This is a genomic window from Pantoea sp. SIMBA_079 (assembly GCF_046940275.1).
Classification (GTDB): Bacteria; Pseudomonadota; Gammaproteobacteria; order Enterobacterales; family Enterobacteriaceae; genus Pantoea; species Pantoea borealis.
Map to the genome: position 1 here is coordinate 1 of NZ_JAWRYR010000683.1, position 250 is coordinate 250.

1 protein-coding gene is annotated in these 250 nt (G+C 68.4%); it reads right to left on the reverse strand.

The annotated features are described in order from the left end of the window. The coding region (locus tag SB719_RS21700; RefSeq protein ID WP_412159965.1) for a hypothetical protein at positions 1–250 on the reverse strand (250 nt) is incomplete at both ends.

Below are 250 nucleotides of genomic sequence, written 5' to 3' on the forward strand. Positions count from 1 at the left end.
CCACAGCGGCGTGCGCCCGGCCAGCCACAGGGTGGTGCGGTAGAACTCATCCAGCAGCAGGTAGTGCTGGGTGGTGCCGCAGTCGTCGGAGCCGAGCTGGCCATCGCGCTGACCCTGGGCGAAGCCCTGTGCATCGATCAGGAAAAAGTGTGCTTCGGCCCCCAGGCTTGCCGCCCAGACCTCCAGCAGCTGGCACTTGCGGCGCAGCTCACCCAGCAGCTGTTCGGGCAAGCCGGGGGCATGGCACACC